The organism is Micromonospora sp. WMMD1274 (assembly GCF_049179035.1).
In the GTDB taxonomy this organism is placed as follows: Bacteria; Actinomycetota; Actinomycetes; order Mycobacteriales; family Micromonosporaceae; genus Micromonospora; species Micromonospora tulbaghiae.
Window position 1 is genome coordinate 934,916 of record NZ_JBMHMG010000001.1, and the last position, 17,573, is coordinate 952,488.

The 17,573-nt window shown below is 74.1% G+C and carries 18 protein-coding genes; 6 read left to right on the forward strand and 12 right to left on the reverse strand.

Annotation, left to right across the window (positions count from 1 at the left end):
- Positions 1–17: 17 nt before the first annotated feature.
- The gene (locus ACN27D_RS03815; RefSeq protein ID WP_358172680.1) at positions 18–749 is read right to left on the reverse strand and encodes a DUF2470 domain-containing protein; all 732 of its coding nucleotides are present in this window, start codon (positions 747–749) and stop codon (positions 18–20) included.
- Between the two features lie 67 nt (positions 750–816).
- On the opposite strand from ACN27D_RS03815, the gene rpsD reads away from it, so the two are divergent.
- The gene (gene rpsD / locus ACN27D_RS03820) at positions 817–1,425 is read left to right on the forward strand and encodes a 30S ribosomal protein S4 (RefSeq protein WP_047892216.1); all 609 of its coding nucleotides are present in this window, start codon (positions 817–819) and stop codon (positions 1,423–1,425) included.
- 42 nt (positions 1,426–1,467) lie between these two features.
- Here the strand turns inward: rpsD and ACN27D_RS03825 are convergent, their stop codons facing one another.
- Together ACN27D_RS03825 and ACN27D_RS03830 are read right to left on the reverse strand one after the other, a co-directional pair.
- Entirely contained in the window at positions 1,468–3,258 is a 1,791-nt protein-coding gene (locus ACN27D_RS03825; RefSeq protein ID WP_120568848.1) for an ABC transporter ATP-binding protein, read from the reverse strand.
- Between the two features lie 55 nt (positions 3,259–3,313).
- On the reverse strand, positions 3,314–5,182 hold the full coding sequence (locus tag ACN27D_RS03830; RefSeq protein ID WP_199733309.1) for an ABC transporter ATP-binding protein: 1,869 nt from the start codon (positions 5,180–5,182) through the stop codon (positions 3,314–3,316).
- A gap of 193 nt (positions 5,183–5,375) precedes the next feature.
- Here ACN27D_RS03830 and ACN27D_RS03835 point away from each other — a divergent pair, with 193 nt between their 5' ends.
- The 3 genes from ACN27D_RS03835 to ACN27D_RS03845 all read left to right on the forward strand — a co-directional run bounded on the left by ACN27D_RS03835 (position 5,376) and on the right by ACN27D_RS03845 (position 9,050).
- Entirely contained in the window at positions 5,376–6,005 is a 630-nt protein-coding gene (locus ACN27D_RS03835; protein WP_393377081.1) for a TIGR03085 family metal-binding protein, read from the forward strand.
- 129 nt (positions 6,006–6,134) lie between these two features.
- A complete protein-coding gene (locus ACN27D_RS03840; protein WP_421498549.1) occupies positions 6,135–7,085 on the forward strand; it encodes a terpene synthase family protein in 951 nt (316 codons plus the stop codon).
- A gap of 138 nt (positions 7,086–7,223) precedes the next feature.
- Complete coding sequence (locus ACN27D_RS03845; RefSeq protein WP_421498550.1) at positions 7,224–9,050, forward strand: AMP-dependent synthetase/ligase; 1,827 nt, start codon at positions 7,224–7,226, stop codon at positions 9,048–9,050.
- Between the two features lie 62 nt (positions 9,051–9,112).
- Here ACN27D_RS03845 and ACN27D_RS03850 read toward each other — a convergent pair whose 3' ends face one another.
- Both ACN27D_RS03850 and ACN27D_RS03855 read right to left on the reverse strand, forming a co-directional pair.
- Positions 9,113–10,384, reverse strand: coding sequence for a low temperature requirement protein A (locus ACN27D_RS03850; protein ID WP_421501105.1), 1,272 nt, complete (start codon positions 10,382–10,384; stop codon positions 9,113–9,115).
- Positions 10,385–10,498: 114 nt separating this feature from the next.
- A complete protein-coding gene (locus ACN27D_RS03855; protein WP_030271948.1) occupies positions 10,499–11,950 on the reverse strand; it encodes a PLP-dependent aminotransferase family protein in 1,452 nt (483 codons plus the stop codon).
- A 59-nt stretch (positions 11,951–12,009) separates the two neighbouring features.
- Here ACN27D_RS03855 and ACN27D_RS03860 point away from each other — a divergent pair, with 59 nt between their 5' ends.
- Entirely contained in the window at positions 12,010–12,645 is a 636-nt protein-coding gene (locus tag ACN27D_RS03860; RefSeq protein WP_121686157.1) for a YczE/YyaS/YitT family protein, read from the forward strand.
- Between the two features lie 115 nt (positions 12,646–12,760).
- Positions 12,761–13,222: a hypothetical protein gene (locus ACN27D_RS03865; protein ID WP_421498551.1), complete on the forward strand. Its 462-nt coding sequence runs from the start codon at positions 12,761–12,763 to the stop codon at positions 13,220–13,222.
- Between the two features lie 8 nt (positions 13,223–13,230).
- Here the strand turns inward: ACN27D_RS03865 and hisF are convergent, their stop codons facing one another.
- The 7 genes from hisF to ACN27D_RS03900 all read right to left on the reverse strand — a co-directional run bounded on the left by hisF (position 13,231) and on the right by ACN27D_RS03900 (position 17,544).
- Positions 13,231–13,998, reverse strand: a complete 768-nt coding sequence (gene hisF / locus ACN27D_RS03870) for an imidazole glycerol phosphate synthase subunit HisF (protein WP_120568843.1) — start codon at positions 13,996–13,998, stop codon at positions 13,231–13,233.
- 86 nt (positions 13,999–14,084) lie between these two features.
- The gene (locus ACN27D_RS03875) at positions 14,085–15,092 is read right to left on the reverse strand and encodes an NADP-dependent oxidoreductase (RefSeq protein WP_120573667.1); all 1,008 of its coding nucleotides are present in this window, start codon (positions 15,090–15,092) and stop codon (positions 14,085–14,087) included.
- 5 nt (positions 15,093–15,097) lie between these two features.
- The gene (locus ACN27D_RS03880) at positions 15,098–15,523 is read right to left on the reverse strand and encodes an organic hydroperoxide resistance protein (protein ID WP_013287575.1); all 426 of its coding nucleotides are present in this window, start codon (positions 15,521–15,523) and stop codon (positions 15,098–15,100) included.
- Between the two features lies 1 nt (position 15,524).
- Complete coding sequence (locus ACN27D_RS03885) at positions 15,525–15,971, reverse strand: MarR family winged helix-turn-helix transcriptional regulator (protein ID WP_120568842.1); 447 nt, start codon at positions 15,969–15,971, stop codon at positions 15,525–15,527.
- Between the two features lie 82 nt (positions 15,972–16,053).
- Positions 16,054–16,479, reverse strand: a complete 426-nt coding sequence (locus ACN27D_RS03890) for a RidA family protein (protein WP_184975489.1) — start codon at positions 16,477–16,479, stop codon at positions 16,054–16,056.
- Positions 16,476–17,204 carry a bifunctional 1-(5-phosphoribosyl)-5-((5-phosphoribosylamino)methylideneamino)imidazole-4-carboxamide isomerase/phosphoribosylanthranilate isomerase PriA gene (priA, locus tag ACN27D_RS03895; RefSeq protein ID WP_018785235.1) on the reverse strand — a complete coding sequence of 243 codons (729 nt, stop codon included), beginning with the start codon at positions 17,202–17,204 and terminating at the stop codon, positions 16,476–16,478. Before priA ends, ACN27D_RS03890 begins: the two co-directional genes overlap by 4 nt.
- A gap of 19 nt (positions 17,205–17,223) precedes the next feature.
- A complete protein-coding gene (locus ACN27D_RS03900; RefSeq protein WP_013475800.1) occupies positions 17,224–17,544 on the reverse strand; it encodes a hypothetical protein in 321 nt (106 codons plus the stop codon).
- Positions 17,545–17,573 lie beyond the last annotated feature (29 nt).

The following is a 17,573-nucleotide window of genomic DNA, read 5'->3' on the forward strand; positions in this document are numbered from 1 at the left end:
AGCCGGGACGGCGCCGCTCAGGCCGCGGCCCGGGGGCAGAGCATCGGGTGCAGCAGGCGGGACAGCTCCGCCACGTCGGCGACGGGCCGGGGGAAGGCGAGCCGGGCCCGCCGGGTCGCGCCGGGCCGCCCGTGCGCGACCAGCAGCCCGTACCTGTCGATCCGGACCACCCGGGGTACCTGGTCGCCGGGCAGGGCGAGCCGCCGCCGCAGGTAGTCGCCGACCTGCTCGGTGTGGTGGTCGGCCAGGTCGGCCAGCAGGTCGGCCTCGACCGGGTGCAGCGGGTCGGGCTCGGCCTCCGCGAACGCCTCCGGGTCGACCCGGCGCACGCGCCCGGCGCGCTCCCAGCGGGCCTCGGCCACCTCGAAGCGGTGCAGGTGGAACCGGCGGCCCACGTCGAGCAGGTCGCCGGCCGGGTCGGTGGCGGCGAAGTCGACCGCCGCGTCGCGCGCCTCGTCCCCGTCCAGCCGGGCGGCCCAGCCGGACACCCAGGCCCGGCCGAGCGAGGGCGCCCCGGCCGCGGGCGGCAGGTCGAGCACGTCGAGCACGGTGGCCACGTCGGTGTCGCCCGCCGGCGGCACGAGCGCCGCGGCGAGATCACTGACCACGGGTACGAGCAGCAGCACCCGCCCGTCCGGGTCGACGGCGTGCCGGACCTGGTGCGGGCCGGGATGCCGGGCCAGGTGAACGAGGGCGGGCAACCGGCCCGCGACCAGGGTTCGCACGATCTCCGCCGGGCTGGGCCGCATGATCCCGACCTCCTCAATATAGGTTAGGCTTACCTAAGAAGCAGGCTAGACGATCGGAGACGTCGACGTGAACCACCCCCGGCCCAAGGCCCGGCTCTCCCGCGCCCTCGGTATCCCGCTGACCCGCAAGTGCGTGCGGTACTTCGAGCGGCGCCCCTATCCCCCGGGCGTGCACGGCCGGTCCCGCCGCACCACCTCCGACTACCAGGTTCGGCTGCTGGAGAAGCAGCGGCTGCGCCACCAGTACAACGTCAGCGAGGCCCAGCTGCGCCGGCTGTTCGACGAGGCCGCCCGGGGCGCCGGCAAGACCGGCGAGACGCTCGTCGCGCTGCTGGAGCGGCGCCTCGACGCGGTGGTGCTGCGGGCCGGGCTGGCGCGCAGCATCTACCAGGCCCGCCAGCTCGTCGCGCACGGCCACATCACAGTGGACGGGCGCAAGGTCGACCGGCCGTCGTACCGGCTGCGGCCCGGCCAGGTGGTCGGCGTACGCGAGCGCAGCCGCGCGCTGCCGCCGTTCCAGCTCGCCGCCGCCGGCGCGCACGCCGACGCCCAGCCCCGGCCGTACCTGTCGGCGCAGCCGGCCGAGCTGCGCGCCACGCTGGTGCGCGAACCGGCCCGGCACGAGGTGCCGGTGGTGTGCGACGAGCAGCTCGTAGTGGAGTTCTACTCCCGCTGACCGGTTACCGGGTCTGCTCCAGCCCTGGCGGACCCGCCAAGATCAGCGGGTCTGTTCCAGCCAGGAGGCGTACAGCAGGGCGTAGACCGAGTCGGTGTCGCGGACCAGCTCCTCGTGCGGGCCGCGCTGCACGATCCGGCCCCGGTCCACCACGATCACCTCGTCCGCCGCCTGCGCGGTGGACAGCCGGTGCGCGATGGCGAGCGTGGTCCGGCCCCGGGTCACCGCGTCGAGCGTCCGTTGCAGGCGGACCTCGGTGGCCGGGTCGACAGCGCTCGTCGCCTCGTCCAGCACCAGCAGGTCCGGGTCCGCGACGTACGCCCGGGCCAGCGCCACGAGCTGCCGCTCGCCGACACTCAGCGCCTCACCGCGCTCGCCGACCGGCGTGTCCAGCCCGGACGGCAGCCCGTCCAGCCAGTCGGACAGGCCCAGCTCGCCGAAGGCGGCGGTGAGCCGCTCGTCGGTCAGGTCGGGGCGGGCGAAGCGGACGTTCTCCCCGACCGTGGCGTCGAACAGGAAGCCGTCCTGCGGCACCATCACCACCCGGGAGCGCAGCGAGTCGAAGCGCACCTGCCGCAGGTCGACCCCGGAGAGCAGCACCGCGCCCTCGGTCGGATCCATCAGGCGGGTGAGCAGCTTGGCGAACGTGGTCTTGCCGCTTCCGGTCTCGCCCACCACCGCCACCCGGCTCTTGGCCGGAATGTCCAGCGTCACGTCGTGCAGCACCGGCGGCCCGCCGGGGTAGGCGAACGTCACGCCGGCGAACCGGGCGTCCAGCGGCCCCGGCGGCAGCTCCCGCCCCTGCTCGCCCGGGTCGGCCACGTCCGGGGAGACGTCCAGCACGTCCAGCACCCGGCGCCAGCCGGCGATCGCGTTCTGCGCCTCGTTGAGCACTTCGGTGGCGATCTGCACCGGCTGGATGAACAGCGTGACCAGGAACAGGAACGCGGTGAGCTGACCGATCGACAGCGTGCCGTCGACGCCCAGGCTGACCCCGACCACCACCACGCCGGCCAGCGCCAGCCCGGCGGCCAGCTCCCCCACCGAGCTGCCCATGATGCTGATCCGGATCGCCCGCTGCTGGGCCACCCGCTGCCCGTCGATGGCCGTGTCGAGCCGCCGCGCGGTGCGCCCGGCGATGCCGTACGCCCGGATCACCGGCGCGCCCACCACGCTCTCGCCGATCGCGCCGAGCAGCGTGCCGGTGCGCTGCCGCACCAGCCCGTACGCCCCGGCGAGGCGGCGCTGCAACTGCCGGATCACCAGCACTGCCGGCGCGAACGCGACGAGCACCACGAGCGTCAACTGCCAGGAGTACGCGAGCATCACGGCGGTGGTGACCAGCAGCTGGCCCAGGTTGACGATGAGGATCACGCCGCCCCACTGGAGGAACTGGGTGATCTGGTCGACGTCGCTGGTGACCCGGGAGACGAGCGAGCCGCGCCGCTCGGACTGCTGGTGCAGCATGGACAGGTCGTGCACGTGCCGGAACGCCCGGGTGCGCACCCCGGCCAGCGCGGTCTCGCTCACCGTGAACAGCCGGCGCATCATCAGGTAGCCGCAGATGGTGGTGACCACCAGCACCCCGGCGGTGATCGCCACGGTGAGCGAGATGACGTTCAGGTCGAGCCCGCCGACGATTCCGTGGTCGATGCCGCGCTGCACCGCCACCGGCACGGCGACCCGGCCGACCATGTAGACCAGCGCCAGCGCCAGCGTGCCGGCGAGGCCGGTGCGCAGCTCCGGGGAGAGCGCCAGCCCGCGCCGCAGCGTCCGCCAGGTCGACTCGGTGGTCTCGGTGTTCCGGTCCGCCTCCGCCGTGGTCGCGCTCACCGGGCCCGCCGTTCGTTCGCGACTGCGGGGCTCCGCTCCGCTGCACTCCTCGCGCTCACCGGTCCACCTCCAGGCCCGAGGTCAACGGCGTGACCTCGTCGTACGTCCGATTCTGCTCGCGTTCCTGCTCGGCCTGCTCGTACGCGGTGACCAGGTCGGCGTAGCCGGGCACGGTGGCCAGCAGCTCGGTGTGAGTGCCGCGGGCGACCACCCGGCCCTGCTCCACGTAGATCACCTCGTCGGCGAGCGCGATGGTGGCCCGGCGGTACGCCACCACCAGGATCGACGCCGGGGCGCCGCCGTCGGTCGGCGCGCGCAGCCCGGCCAGGATGGCCGCCTCGACGCGCGGGTCGACGGCGCTCGTGGCGTCGTCGAGCACCAGCAACCGGGGGCGTCCGGCGAGCGCCCGGGCCAGCGTCAGCCGCTGGCGCTGCCCACCGGACAGCGACGTGCCCCGCTCGCCGACCATGGTGTCCAGCCCGTCCGGCAGCGCGGCCACGAAGCCGTCCGCCTCGGCCAGCCGCAGCGCCGCCCACACCTCGTCGTCGCCGATGCCGGCGCGGTCGAGCGCGATGTTGGCCCGGACCGTGTCGTCGAAGACGAACGGCACCTGCGCCACGAGCGCCACCGTGCCGGCGAGCGAGGCGGCGGTCAGCTCCCGCACGTCCACGCCGTCCAGCGTGACCCGTCCGGCGCCCGGGTCGACCAGCCGCACGGCCAGCGACGCGATCGTCGACTTGCCCGCACCGGTGGGGCCGACCAGGGCGACGGTCTTCCCGGCCGGCACGGTGAACGTCACCTCGCCGAGCACCTGGGCGCCGGGCAGGTGCGCCTCGGCCGGCTCGTACGCGAAGTGAACGTCGTCGAAGGCGAGCGTGGCCGGCTCGCGGGTGGCCGGGTCGAGCGTCCTCGTGCCGTACGGCATCTCGCCGGTGGCGTCCAGCACCCGGCGGACCCGGTCCCAGCCGGCGACGCTGCGCGGCAGTTCGGCCAGCACCCAGCCGATCGCGCGGACCGGGAAGGCCAGCACGGTGAACAGGAACGCGACGCTGACCAGTTCGGTCACGCTGATCGCGCCCTGCCGCAGCCGGATCGCGCCGACCACCAGCACGGCGAGCGTGCCGAGGCTGGGCAGCGTCTCCAGCAGCGGGTCGAACACGCCGCGCAGCCGGCCGACCGAGATCAGCGCGTCGCGCAGCTCACCGGCGCGGGAGGCGAAGCGGGCCGTCTCCTGCGCCTCGCGGCCCATCGTCTTGACCACCAGCGCGCCGTCGAAGCTCTCGTGCGCGATGCCGCTGACCTCGGCCCGCAGCCGCTGTGCCCGGGCCTGCCGGGGCGCCATCCGGCGGGAGTAGACCACGTTGAGCGCGAACAGCGCGGGGAACACGGCGAGGCCGACCAGGGCCAGCGCCCAGTCGGTGAAGAACAGCGAGGCCACCGCGCCGACGAGCATCACCAGCGTGCCGACCGCGAACGGCAGCGGCGCGATCGGGTACCAGGCCGCCTCCACGTCGGAGTTGGCGTTGGACAGCAGCGTGCCGGTGGAGTTGCGGTGGTGCCAGGCCAGCGGCAGTTCCAGGTAGCGGCGGGTGACCCGGCGACGGTAGGCGGCCTGGAGCCGGTACTGCATGTAACCGGCGCCGAGCCGGCGGCCGAAGATGCCGACGACGCGCAGCACGCTGATGCCGAACAGCGCCGTCGCGGCCAGCGCCAGCGCCCCTTCCGCCACCTCGCCGCGCTCCACGGCCGGCACCACCACGTCGCCGACCACCGCCCCGACCACGTACGCGCTGGCGATCACCAGGAGGCCGAACAGCACGCTGCCGCTCACCGCGACCGCGAAGATCCGTGGCTGTTCCCGGATGGCCCGGCCGAGCACCCGTAGCCCTCTGCCGAGCACGTCCCGACTTGTCCCGCTCGCCACGCTCTCCCCCGCCGTAAGCCGCAGTTTTCTCCCCCATCCTTACCGCTCGCCGCCGGTCCCGCCGACCCGGCCGGGATATGTCCGCCGTCACGTTCCCGCCGGACCCTGGTGGAGGGCGGCCGGAACCGGTCCGGCGGTGGGGTCCCGCCGGGCGTGGCGCGCCGATCGGCCGGAACGGGCCTACGATCGGACCATGCCGCGGTACGCCCGAGCGGAGCGCGAGGCGCTCGCCGACCTGATGCTGGAACTGGGACCGGACGCACCGACTGTCAACGAGGGGTGGACCACCCGTGACCTGGCGGCGCACCTGCTGGTGCGGGAGCGCCGGCCGGACGCGGCGGGCGGGATCCTGCTGCCGCCGCTGCGCGGCTACGGCGAGTCGGTCCGCCGGCGCATCGCCGCCGGGCCGTACGCCGACCTGATCGCCCGGGTACGCCGTCCCCCGGTGTGGAGCCCGGTCAGCAACCCGCTCACCGACGAGCTGGCCAACGGGATGGAGTTCTTCATCCACCACGAGGACGTGCGGCGCGCCCGGCCGGGCTGGCACCCGCGCGACCTGCCCGCCGGGCAGCAGGCGGTGCTGTGGAAGCGGGCGTCCCTGCTGGCCCGGATGGCGCTGCGGCGGTTCCCGGCCGAGGTGCTGGTGCAGGCCCCGGGGCACGGCGAGCTGCGGGCCGGCGCAGGCGGCGAACGGCTGCGGGTGGTGGGCGCACCGGGCGAGCTGGTGCTGTTCCTCACCGGACGGCAGCGGGTGGCCCGGGTCCAGGTGGACGGTCCGGCCGAGCGCGCCGAACGCCTGCGTACCGCCGAACTGGGCTTGTGACCGAGGGTATGCAGCCGATCGCCGGCTGACAGTGGACAATGGACACCCGAACGTCGATAACGGTTACGTCCTCCCGTACGCTCCTGCGCACCGGCCCGACCCCGCGGGGCGGCGGACAGGGGGACGACGATGCGCGACTTCGCCCTCTCGGCACTGCACGAACCGCCCTTTCCCTCCCGGCGTCACCCCGCCGTCGACCAGGCGGCCGCGGAGAGCGCCGCCTGGGTACGTGACTTCGGCCTGGTGGAGGACCAGGCCGGCCGCCGGCGGCTGGCCGGGGCGCACGCGGCGGAGCTGGCCGCTCGCGCCTGCCCCGAGGCGTCGCCGCACGGGCTGCGCCTGCTCACCGACCTGATCAACTGGCTGTTCGTGGTGGACGACGCCTGCGACGACGACGGGCTCGGAGCGACGCCCACGCTGCTGGCGCCGACGCTCGCCGCGCTGCTGGCGGTGCTCGACCGGCACGGCGACCCGGACGCGCCGGCGCCCGCCGACGGCGGACCGATCGCCCTGGCGCTGCACGACCTGTGCCGGCGGGTCCGCGACCGGGGCCGGCCGGCCCACCTGCTGCGCCTGGTCAGCCAGTTGCGGGAGTACCTGCTGGCGCTGCTCTGGGAGGCCGCCAACCGGGAGCGCCGGCGGGTGCCGGGGGTGGCCGAGTACACGCAGATGCGCCGCCACACCGGCGGGGTGCGTCCCAGCTTCACGGTGACCGACCTGGCCCGCCCGTCCGCGCCCCGCGCCGACCAGCGGGTCGCGCCGGCGCTCACCGTCCTGGACACCCTCGCCACCGACCTGGTCTGCTGGTGCAACGACCTGTTCTCCTACGGCAAGGAGCGCGGCACCGCCCCGGAGGCGCACAACCTGGTCACCACGATCGCGGGTGAGACCGGGCAGGACGAGTCGGCGGCGCTGTACGCGGCGGCGGACCGGTTCAACAAGGCCCTCGCCACGTACGCGGAGCGGGACGCGGCGCTGAGCGTCGTGGCCGACGAGGGGATGCGGGTCTTCCTGGACACCCGCCGGGACTGGATCAGGGCCACCTACGACTGGTCCCGCGCGGCCAGCCGGTACGCCTGAGCGGTTCCAGCAGGCGGGACCGGTGGCGACTCGACCGATCGGGGCTAGCCGCTGGCCGGGTGCAGGCAATACCCTTCGGTAACCGCAGACCGGCGTGACCCCCGTCACGTCCCTCCACCCCTGAAGGCGGCTACAGCGATGGCTCTCGATGTACCGTACCGTTCCGTACCGGACATGTTCCTCAAGCGCGTGGCGGATTCCCCCGACCGGCACGCCTTCGCCCACCCCGCACCCGACGACTCGGGCCCGGTCTGGCTGACGTGGGAGCAGGTCGGGCAGCGCGCCAAGGCGATCGCCGCCGGGTTGCACGGGCTCGGTGTCGGCCTGGAGAACCCGGTCGCGATCCTGGCCAACACGCGCCTGGACTGGGTGCTCGCCGACTTCGGCATCATGTGCGCCGGTGGGGCGACCACCACCGTCTACCCCACCACCGAACCCGACGACGCGGTCTACATCATCGCCGACTCCGGCTCGAAGGTGCTGTTCGCGGAGAACCCGGCCCAGGCGGCGAAGATCGCCGGGGCGGACCTGCCCGCGCTGACCCACGTCGTGCTCTTCGACGGCACGCCCGACCCGGCGGCGGCCGTCCCGCAGCTCACCCTGGCCGAGCTGGAGGAGCGCGGCGCCGCCGCGCTCAGCGCCGAACCGGACCTGATCGACATGCTCGTCGCCGGCATCGGCCCGGACCACCTGGCCACGCTGATCTACACCTCGGGCACCACCGGCCGCCCGAAGGGCGTGGAGCTGCTGCACGGCGGCTGGTGCTGGGAGGGCGTGGCACAGGCCGAGCTGGGCCTGCTGCGCGTCGACGACCTGCAGTACCTGTGGCTGCCGCTGTCGCACTCGTTCGGCAAGACGCTGCTCTGCGGCGCCACGCACGTCGGCCTGCCCACGTACGTCGACGGCCGGGTGGACAAGCTCGTCGACCTGCTGGGCGTGGTGCAGCCGACGCTCATGTGCGGCGCGCCCCGGGTCTTCGAGAAGGTCTACAACAAGGCGGTCACCACCGCGCAGGGCGCGGGCGGCGCCAAGGCCAAGATCTTCGCCTGGGGCGTCGCGGTCGGCAAGGAGAAGGTCGCGCTGGAGCAGGCCGGCAAGCCGGTCCCGGCCGGCCTGCGGATGAAGTACGCGGTGGCCGAGAAGCTCGTGTTCAGCAAGCTCCAGGCCCGGCTCGGCGGCCGGATGCGGGTGCTGGTCTCCGGCGCGGCGCCGCTGAGCAAGGAGATCGCCACCTTCTTCGCCGCCGCCAACCTGCCCATCTCGGAGGGCTACGGTCTGACCGAGACCAGCGCGGGCGCGTTCGTGAACCCGCCGGACGGGCTGAAGATCGGCAGCGTGGGCCGCGCCATGGGCGACCTGGAGTGCCGGATCGACACCGACGGCGAGGTCCTGCTGCGCGGCAAGCCGGTCATGCGCGGCTACCACAACCTGCCCGAGGAGACCGCCGCCGCGTTCACCGAGGACGGCTTCTTCCGCACCGGCGACATCGGCACGCTCGACGCCGACGGCTACCTGCGCATCACCGACCGGAAGAAGGACCTGGTCAAGACGTCCGGCGGCAAGTACGTCGCGCCGTCGCACATCGAGGGCATGTTCAAGGCGGTGTGCCCGTACACCTCGCAGGCGGTGGTGATCGGGCAGGCGCGCAACTACTGCACCATGCTCGTCACGCTGGACCCGGACGCGATCAAGGGCTGGGCCGCCGGCACCGCGCTGGAGGGCAGCGACTACACCACGATCGTCACCTCGCCGCAGGCGCGGGAGATGGTCGAGGGGTACGTGGCCGAGCTGAACGCCAAGCTCAACCGCTGGGAGACGATCAAGAAGGTGTCGATCCTCCCCCGTGACCTCACCATCGAGGACGGCGAGGTCACGCCGTCGCTGAAGATCAAGCGCCGCAGCGTGGAGACGAACTTCGCCTCCGAGATCGACAAGATGTACGAGGGCACGCTCGCCGAGCTGTAGCCGCACCGCCACACTGTCGCGCCGGCCGTGCCCCACCGTCCCGGGGCGCGGCCGTGCGCCGTTCACAGGTGCTGCTGCCGCCAGTGGCTCTGCTCGGCCTCGGCGGCGATCTGCTCCTCCAGCGCGAGCCGGCGTACCCGGCGCCGGACGCCGTCCTCGCGGCGCGTCTCCCAGGTGACACCGACGCCGGTGATCACCCCGAGCACACCGAGCGCGATCAGCTCCGGGATGCGGAAGACGAACGGACCGACCACGGCCAGCGCCACCACCGCGGCCAGCAACGGCCAGTGCACCTCGCGCAGCGCGAGCCACCAGCACCCGGCGAGGCTGAGCAGGTACAACGCCACCCCGCCGAACAGGATCGCGCCCCAGAAGCCGCCCAGCGGCAGCCCCCAGGTGGGCGTGGCCGGGTCGGCGGCCTCGGCCAGCAGGTCCTTGAGGCCGAGCGCGTAGAGGATGACCCCGGCGACCATCGGCAGGTGCATGAACGTGTACACGTCCCGGGTGAGCCGGACCCGGGTCACCTCGTTCCGGGCGTGGTGCAGCGCCTGTTCCATCGCGAACGCGAGCGTGTCGAAGTACGCCCACCACAGCGCCGCGACGACCACGATGCCGAGCAGCGCCGACACCGCCACCGGCCCGGTCAGCGGCAGCCCGTGCTTCGGGCCGAAGCCGAGCGCGATGATCGACTCGCCGAGTGCGACCAGCACGATCAGCGCGTGCCGTTCCGCCCAGTGCCCGGCCGAGACCACCATCCACCACTGGCGGGCGAGCGTCACCCCGCCGACGTACTCGACGAGCAGCGCCAGCGTCCAGAGCGCCAGTTGCAGCGGGATCGCGAACCGTTCCTGCGGCAGCCGCGGCGGCACGGTTCCGGCGATGACCAGCAGCACCGTGGCGACGGTCGGGAACACGGCGCGCAGGAGCAGCCGGCGGCGCCGGACCGGGTCGGCGCGGTCCACCCAGCCGAAGACCGTGAGCTGGGCCATCCGGATCACGAAGTAGCAGCCGGCGAAGACCAGCGGGCCGGGCAGCCCGCCGGGGAGGTCCTCGAACGCGCTGGGCTCGCTGAGCACCAGCATGAACGTCGCCGCCACGGTGACGAAGCCGACCAGCGGCAGCACGCCCTGGTCGGCACGGAAGAAGTTGCCCATCCGGGCGAAGCCGGTCCACGACCACCAAAGCAGCGCCAGCACCAGCAGGAAGCGGTACAGGTTGGCCGGCGTGAGCTCCGAGGCGGTGAGCGTGGTGACGTTCAGGAACGCGAAGACGAAGACCAGGTCGTAGAAGAGCTCCAGCCGGGTGGTGCGGGAACCCGGGGCGGCGGACCGCACGGTCCACGACCGCCGGACACCGCTCCCGTTCCCCACTCGGGCAGTCTGCGGACACCGGGCGGGCCGGAGCCGCATTTCGGGCCGATCACCACCGGATCGGGCGGCCGGACTCGCTCAGGCGATGACGCTCGGCTCCCGCCACTGCGGCCGGCTGGTGCGGTCCAGGTCGTAGCGGACCGCCGCGAGGCGCCCGACCGCCTCCACCAGCTCGTCGGCGGGCAGCGTGAAGGGCAGCCGCAGGAAGCGTTCCAGCGTCCCGTCCAGGCCGAACCGTGGGCCGGGCGCCAGCCGTACGCCGACCTCCTCGGCCGCGCGGGCCAGCGCGCTGGAGATCGGGCCGTCCAGCTCGGCCCAGAGCGTGACGCCGCCGCTCGGTACCCGTACCCGCCAGTCGGGCAGCCGGTCGGCGAGCGCGGCGACCAGGGCGTCCCGCTGGGCGACGAGCTGCGCCCGGCGGGCGGCCACGATGGCCGGCGCCTCGGTGAGCAGGTGCACGGCGACCAGCTGGTCGAGCACCGGGCTGGCCATGTCCACCCCGACCCGGGCCGCGGCCAGCCGCTGCACCTGGGGCGCGGAGGCGCGTACCCAGCCGATCCGCAGCCCGCCCCAGTAGGGCTTGCTCATGCCGCCGATGCTGATCACCCGGGAGTGCCGGTCGAAGACGGCCACCGGCGGCGGCAGCGTGGTGTCGTCCAGCGGCAGGTCGACGAAGGACTCGTCGACCACCAGGTCGGTGCCGGCCGCGTGGGCCGTCCCGACGAGCCGCTCGCGCAGGTCGGCGGCCATCAGGTGGCCGGTCGGGTTCTGGAACTCGGGGATCACGTACGCGAGCTTCGGCCGGGTCTGCCGGAGGCTGCCGAGCAGCAGTTCGGCGTCCCAGCCCTCGTCGGACAGGCCGTGCGTGGCGATCCGGGCCCGCCGGGCGGACAGCGCGGCCAGCGCGTTGGGGTAGGTGGGCGACTCGACGAGCACCGCGCCGCCGGGCGACAGGGCCAGCCGCAGCACCAGGTCCAGCGCGTGCTGGGTGCCGCTGGTGACCATGATCTGTTCCGGGCTGGTGGGCAGACCGCGCTCGGTGTAGGCGCGGGCCACCGCCTCGCGCAGCTCGATGATGCCGGTCGGGTGGTAGCCGGCGCCGCCGAGGTAGCGGGGCAGGTCCTCGGCCGCGGCCCGGGCGGCCGGGACGAGCTGCGGGGGCGCGGACAGCGCGGCCACGCCCAGGTCGATCATGTCGCGGTCGTCCAGCGGCGTCCACAGCCCGGTGCTGGCCACCCGGTGCCCGCCGGGCAGCATGGTCCAGCTCCCCGCGCCCCGGCGGCTGGCCAGGTGGCCGCTCTCCCGCAGTTCCCGGTACGCGGCCGTGACAGTGGTCCGGCTGATCCGCAGCGCCTCGGCCAGCTCCCGCTCGGCCGGCAGGCGTACCCCGAGTGGGAGCCGCCCGTCGGCGAGCAACCCGCGGACGGCGCCGGCGAGCGCGGCGTAGTCGGGGCTGCGCCGGCGGCCCGGCAGGGCGTGCCACTGGCCGAGGAGTCGCGCCAATTGGACGCCGCGCACCTGGCTGGTCATGGCCACACCTCCGAAATTGGCACCCTTGATGACCGCGATTGGCCCCTAGGGTGGCATGCATGGCACCGCTTGGCAATCTCCGGCACCGGCCCGCGCGACGACTCACCCAGCTCTATGCCGGGCTGGTCCTGTACGGCGTGAGCATGGCGCTGATGATCCGGTCGGAGCTGGGCCTGGACCCGTGGGACGTGTTCCACCAGGGGCTCGCCCGGCAGACCGGCCTGTCCTTCGGCACCGTCACCATCGCCGTCGGCGCCCTCGTGCTGCTGCTCTGGATCCCGCTGCGGCAGCGGCCCGGCCTCGGCACGGTCAGCAACGTCGTGGTGATCGGACTGGTCGTCGACGCCACCCTGGCCGTGCTGCCGCCCGGGGAGGGCATGCCGGCGCGCGTCGCGCTGCTCGTCGCCGGGATCGTCGCCAACGGCGCCGCCACCGGCCTCTACCTCGGCGCCGGGCTCGGCCCCGGCCCGCGCGACGGCCTGATGACCGGCTTCGTCGCCCGCCACCCCCGGTTCTCGGTCCGGCTGGTCCGCACCGTCATCGAGATCACCGTGCTGGCGCTCGGCTGGCTGCTCGGCGGCACCGTCGGCCTCGGCACGGTGGCCTACGCGCTGACCATCGGCCCGCTGGCCCAGTTCTTCATCCCGGTCTTCGCGCTGCCCGCACGACCGGCGGCCGGCGCCTACGCTACGTGACCACGGCCGGGCCGACCGCCACGGCCGGCCCGAGCCGCAACGCGCTGAGCTGCGACGACGCAGAACCGGGAAACCAGGTGTTTCCTCCGCCGTCGCCGCCGGGCATCATTCCTGCATGGGGGAGAACGGATGGCGTTGGAGCGACGCCTGGATCTTCGTCGCGTTGGTCATCGCCAGTGGCGCCGGCCGGCACCGGCGGGCCGCCGCGACACGCCGCCCCGAAGGCGTACGGCTGGCCGACGTCCTCTCCACCGCCGACCACCTCAACCAGGCCATTCCGGAGCGGCACGAGGTGGAGGGGGCGGTCCGGCGGCTCGTCGGCGCGGGCCTGGTCAGCGTCGCCGACGGCTGGTTCCGGGTCACCCCGGACGGTGAGCGGCTCTGGCGCACCCGGCCCAGCGCCGGGCTCGGCACCACTGTCGACACGGTGCAGGGCGTGCTGACCCGGCGGCACCCGCCCGCCGAGTCCGAGTGGCAGCTCGACGAGGACGACCACGCCGCCGCCGTGCAGGAGTACGTGGTCCGGTCGATCCCGATGCCGCGCCGCTCCCCCGAGGGGCAATCCGGCCGGCAGTGACCGCCGCCTCAGCGCACCGGGTGCCCGGCGCCGCGCAGCGCGTCCTTGACCTCGCCGACCGTGAGTTCGCCGAAGTGGAAGACGCTCGCCGCGAGCACCGCGTCCGCCCCGGCGCCGATCGCCGGCGGGAAGTGGGCCACCTCGCCCGCACCGCCGCTGGCGATCACCGGCACGTCGACCACCTCGCGGACCGCCTGGATCAGCGGCAGGTCGAACCCGGCCTTGGTGCCGTCGGCGTCCATCGAGTTGAGCAGGATCTCGCCCGCGCCCAGCTCGGCGCCGCGGGCCGCCCACTCGACCGCGTCCAGCCCGGTGCCCCGCCGGCCGCCGTGCGTGGTCACCTCGAAGCCGCTCGGCGTCGTGCCGTCCGGTGCGCGGCGCACGTCGAGCGAGAGCACCAGGACCTGGCGGCCGAACCGGTCGGCGATCTCGGCGATCAGCTCCGGCCGGGCGATGGCGGCGGTGTTCACGCCCACCTTGTCCGCACCGGCGCGCAGCAGCGTGTCGACGTCGGCGACCCGGCGGACGCCGCCGCCCACGGTGAGCGGGATGAAGACCGACTCGGCGGTGCGCCGCACCACGTCGAGCATGGTGCCCCGGTCGCTGGACGACGCGGTGACGTCGAGGAAGGTCAGCTCGTCCGCGCCGGCCCGGTCGTACGCCGCCGCCAGCTCCACCGGGTCGCCGGCGTCGCGCAGGTCGAGGAAGTTGACCCCCTTGACCACGCGCCCGGCGTCCACGTCCAGACACGGGATGACCCGTACCGCCACCGTCATGCCCCGAGCCTAACGAACGCGCGCGCGGTGGTGACCCGCCGGTGAGGCCGGTCACCACCGCCCGCGGTGGAGTGCGTTCCCGCCGGTCAGAGACGGACCAGCATCTTGCCGAGGTTCTCGCCGCGCAGCAGGCCGAGGAACGCCTCGGGGGCCTGCTCGATGCCGTCCACGATCGTCTCGTCGTACGACAGCCGGCCCTCGCGCAGCCAGCCCGCCACCTCCTGCACGAACTGCTCCCGCAGGTGACCGTGGTCACCGACGAGGAAGCCGCGCAGCGTCAGCCGCTTGCCGATCACCAGCGCCAGGTTGCGCGGCGCGGCCGGCGGCTCGGTGGCGTTGTACTGCGCGATCATGCCGCAGATCGCGGCCCGGCCGTGCAGGTTCATCGCCCCGATCGCGGCCTCCAGGTGGTCGCCGCCGACGTTGTCGAAGTACACGTCGACGCCGTCCGGAGCGGCGGCCCGCAGCTGCTTGTACACCGGGCCGTCGTGGTAGTCGAAGGCGGCGTCGAACCCGAGCGCGGTGAGGCGTTCCACCTTCGCCGCGGAACCGGCACTTCCGATCACCCGCCCGGCGCCGCGCAGCTTCGCGATCTGGCCGACCATGCTGCCCACCGCGCCGGCCGCGCCGGAGACGAACACCGTCTCCCCCGGCTTCATCGCCGCCACGTCCAGCAGCCCGGCGTACGCGGTCAGCCCGGTCATGCCGAGCACGCCCAGGTACGCGGTGACCGGCGCCAGGCCGGGATCGACCTTGCGCACGCCCTTGGCGTCCACCAGCGCGTACTCGCGCCACCCGAGCCCGTGCAGCACCGTGTCGCCGGGCTTGACGCCGCCGGCCTCGCCGGCCACCACCTCACCGATCGCGCCGCCGTCCAGCGGTGCGTCGAGCGCGAACGGCGGCACGTACGACTTGACGTCGTTCATCCGTCCGCGCATGTACGGGTCGACGGACATGAACCGGTTGCGGACCACTACCTGTCCCGGACCCGGCGTCGGCACCTCGGTGGTGACCAGCCGGAAGTTCTCCGGGGTCGGCCAGCCCTCCGGCCGGGACGCCAGGTGGATCTCCCGGTTGACGCTCGCCTCGCTCACCGTGCTCACAGGGCCTCGCGGACCGTGCGGGTCACCTCGACGTTGCCCCGGGTCGCGTTGGAGTAGGGGCAGACCTGGTGGGCCGCGTCCACGAGCTGCTCGGCGGCGGCGCGCTCGACGGCGGGCAGGTCCACCACGAGCGTCACGGCCAGGCCGTAGCCGCCGCTGCCGTTCGGGCCGATGCCGACCTCCGCCTCGACGACCGAGCCGGAGACGTCCGCCTTGGCCTGCCGGGCCACCACGCGCAGCGCGGAGTGGAAGCAGGCCGCGTAGCCGGCCGCGAAGAGCTGCTCCGGGTTGGCCGCGCCGCCGGCGCCACCCATCTCCTTCGGTACGGCGAGGTCCAGCTCGACCGTGCCGTCGGAGGTCCGGACGTGACCGTCGCGGCCGTCGCCGGTGGCGCGGGCGGAGGCGGTGTAGAGCACCTGCATGTCACTGCTCCTTCTGTCGGTGGATCGTCTCGGTGACCCGGGTGAGGATGCCGTGGAGGAAGACCAGCTCGGTCTCGGTGAGCCCGGTCGCGGTGGCCACCCGGCGCGGCACGTCACCCATCCGCTCCCGCAGCGCCCGGCCCCGGTCGGTGAGGCCCACCTCGACCCGGCGCTCGTCGGCAGCCGAGCGGGTACGCACCACCAGACCGGCCGCCTCCAGCCGCTTGAGCAGCGGGGAGAGCGTGCCGGAGTCGAGCCGGAGCTGACCGCCGAGCTCGGAGACCGTGGGGGCGTCGTCGTCGTGCTCCCAGAGCACCAGCAGCACCAGGTACTGCGGGTAGGTCAGTCCGTGCTCGTCGAGGATGGGCCGGTAGACGTCGGTCAGGGCGCGCGACGCCGCGTAGAGCGCGAAGCACACCTGCCGGCGCAGCACCAGATCATCGGTCACACCCTGAACCGTAGCGTGCAATCAAGTTGTGCACAACTTATCGGGCCGCGAGACGGCCGGCGCCGACCGCTCCGGGGACCGGTCAGCGCTCCGGCAGGTACGCCTCCAGCTCGACCTCGACCAGGAGATCCGGATCGATCAGCCCGGCCACGACCACCATCGTGGCGACCGGACGCACCGGGCCGAAGACCGCGTTGTGCGCCCGGCCCACCTCGTCGGCGTAGATCCGGTCCGTCACGTACATCCGCGTCCGCACCACGTCACCCGGCCCGGCGCCGACCTCGGCCAGCGCGTCCAGGCCGATCCGGATCGCCTGCGCGGTCTGCGCCGCCGCGTCGCCCGCGTGCGCCACCCGGCCGTCCACAGTGGAGGTGCAGCCGGCGGTGATCGCCAGCGAGCCGGCCCGGACCACCCGGGAGTAGCCGTACAGCGCCTCCCACGGGCCGCCCGAGCCGAGCCGGGTCACCACCCCGGCGTCCACGGGCGTCCGGACCGGCTCGGCCGTCACGCGCCGGCCCGCAGCGTCGCCAGCGCCTCGGCGACTGTGAACGCGCCCGCGTAGAGCGCCTTGCCGGCGATCACACCCTCCACACCCACCGGCTCCAGCGTGGCCAGCGCCCGCAGGTCGTCCAGCGTGGACACGCCGCCGGAGGCGATCACCGGGGCGTCGGTGCGGGCGCACACCTCGCGCAGCAGGTCCAGGTTGGGCCCGCGCATGGTGCCGTCCTTGGTGATGTCGGTGACCACGTACCGCGCCGCCCCGGCGGCGTCGAGCCGGGCCAGCACCTCGTAGAGGTCACCGCCGTCGCGGGTCCAGCCGCGCGCCGACAGGGTGCGACCGCGCACGTCCAGCCCGATCGCCACCCGGTCGCCGTACTCGCCGCAGATCCGGTCGCACCACTGCGGGTCCTCCAGCGCGGCGGTGCCGATGTTGACCCGGGCCGCCCCGGTGCCCAGCGCCGCCCGCAGCGACTCGTCGTCGCGGATGCCGCCGGACAGCTCCACCTTCACGTCCAGCTTGCCGACCACCTCGGCGAGCAGCGCGGCGTTGGAGCCCCGCCCGAACGCGGCGTCCAGGTCGACCAGGTGGATCCACTCCGCGCCGTCGGACTGCCAGGCCAGAGCCGCGTCCAGCGGGTCGCCGTACGCGGTCTCGCTACCGGCGGCGCCCTGCACGAGCCGGACGGCCTGGCCGTCGGCGACGTCCACGGCGGGCAACAGGGTGAGGCTCAACGCTTCTCTCCTCGGATCCTCAACGACGGTCCAGCGCGATCACCACGACCGCGGGCAGGACCAGCAACAACAACACGACCAGCACCAGCCGCAGCGCGAGGTCGTCCACCAGATTCCAGATGGCGACCACCGCCACCACGGTGAGCACCAGGATCGTCGCCCGCTCGCGGCGGGTGTGCCGGCGCAGCCGGCCGGTACGGCCGCGCCGCAGCGACGGCGTCAGCCGGCGTACCAGGGAACGACGCCGCTCCCGGCGCGCCACCCGGCGGGCGCGGACGGCGCGCGCCCGCTCCTGCTCGGCCTCGCGCGCCGCGCGGCGGCGGGCCCGCTCCTTGCTCACGCGAACACTCGCGGACGCCCCGCCCGCGT